Raw genomic sequence first — 1733 nt, forward strand, 5'->3', positions numbered from 1 at the left:
TTAATTTGCTCTTGCGTCAACGGCTTGCCAACGCCGAAGCTCTTGACGATTTTCTTCAGCGTATCCGCATCGAAATCATCCATCGCATACATCTCCACCGTAAATCCCTTGTCCTCCCAGATAACAATTCCATTTGCAAAATACAGCTGGGTCCCATCGATCATTTCCGTTTTCACTTCACCGGTCGTTTCAATTCCGTTCTTGCCGCCTTGCGAAATCAAGAAATTCACGGATTTTTCGCCTTGCGCGTATTGCACCTCTACCATCGTCTTACCGTGAATGACGGTGTTGACATACTTGAAGTCAGCCATCCAGGATGGAGCCGGGAAGTTCATTCCCACGGCGGTACGGGCTTCGTCCACGGTCATCGTCGGCAGCGGCGGCAGCTCCACTCTATCGGTTTCGGAACCTTGCTTCTGGGCGGAGGCATTTTTGGCAGACGCCGGAAGCTCCTTATCGACTTGAATGATGTCCATATTGCCTACTTGAAACTTCGCCAAGATCGATTGCATCATACCTTGGGCATAGGAGGTTGTAGACAGCACTCCGCCAATCAGCACTACACCAAGAACAGCCACAGTAGCCGTTTTCCATGTTCTATTCATCGTTGTTATCCCGTCCCTCATCGTATTTTTCGGTGGAATGGTTTGCGTCTCGATCTTATGTACCAGGCGCCTGTGAATCCGCTCTTTCGCCAATGGATTATCAAGCTTTGTATTTTCAAGCAAATCGATCACATCCTCGAATGGTTTGAGGTCTGGTTTATTATTCATCCATCGACCCCCCTGTCCCTAAAAATTTATGCAGCTTCTTCAAGCTCCTGTAGACAATGACACCGATCTGGGATTCACTTACTCCCATGAGTCCCGCAATCTCCGAGTTTTTGAGACCGGCGGCAAACTTCATGGCGATGATGTTGCGTTCCTTGTCGCGCAACTTAGCAAGCGCTTGAAACAGCGCCTGATGGTCGTCAACCTGGATGGCTAGCTCCTCGGGAGAAGGCTTCGGCCAGATCAGCTCGGTAATCGAGTCCAAGGAGAAATGAAATCTCTTTTTCCGGGCGCGAAAGTAATCGGTGACGGCATTCCGTACTATGGCGAACAACCACACCTCGAATACGGCTTTTTCCTCCGAGAAGCTGCCGTAATTGACAATAACCCGTTCAAACACTTGGCTGCAAACATCCTCCGTCTCATGCTGATTCTGAATCCGGTAGTAAATATACTTGTACACGCGGTTAAAGTACTGTTCATAAATCCGGGAAAATTGTTCGGTTGACAGGACCTCTCCGGCAGCACGGAGCTTGTCCATTCGCTCCCTGAGTATGTCCTTGTTTACTCGGACGCTCTCCACTCGCTTTCCTCCTTCCTTTGCTTTTATTTCATCCAAGCAAGCCGGTTACGTATGTTAATACGCCGCTTAATGAAATCCCTTAACAAGCAGCGGTCGTTTTTTTCTTCAAGTCACTATTATAGAGCATGAAAAAATATGCGGGCACCAGCAATCGCTGGAAACCCGCATCCACTATAACGGCGTTAATTTGTTTTTCACGGATTCAAGATTTGATCCATATACCGCTGGCTAAGTCGGCCCTCAGGGCACTCACCAGTTGTTGAAGGCTGCACATGTAGGTGGTGTTGCCTTCGACTGGTCCGATTCCGCGATCGTTCAGCATCTTTTTCCGTTACAGTCAGCTTGGGGAGGTCTATCATAAGGATATTGTACTATCCCAT

At 48.6% G+C, this 1733-nt stretch carries 2 protein-coding genes; both read right to left on the bottom strand.

From position 1 onward, the window contains the following. On the bottom strand, positions 1-773 hold a 773-nt coding region (locus B1728_RS35375; RefSeq protein WP_144028113.1), incomplete at its 3' end, for a hypothetical protein. Continuing rightward, positions 766-1353, bottom strand: coding sequence for a sigma-70 family RNA polymerase sigma factor (locus B1728_RS35380; protein WP_079915111.1), 588 nt, complete (start codon positions 1351-1353; stop codon positions 766-768). The genes B1728_RS35380 and B1728_RS35375, both read right to left, overlap by 8 nt. Between the last annotated feature and the right edge of the window lie 380 nt (positions 1354-1733).

The sequence above is a fragment of the Paenibacillus sp. 32352 genome (genome assembly GCF_002042965.1).
Taxonomy (GTDB): domain Bacteria; phylum Bacillota; class Bacilli; order Paenibacillales; family NBRC-103111; genus Paenibacillus_S; species Paenibacillus_S vulneris.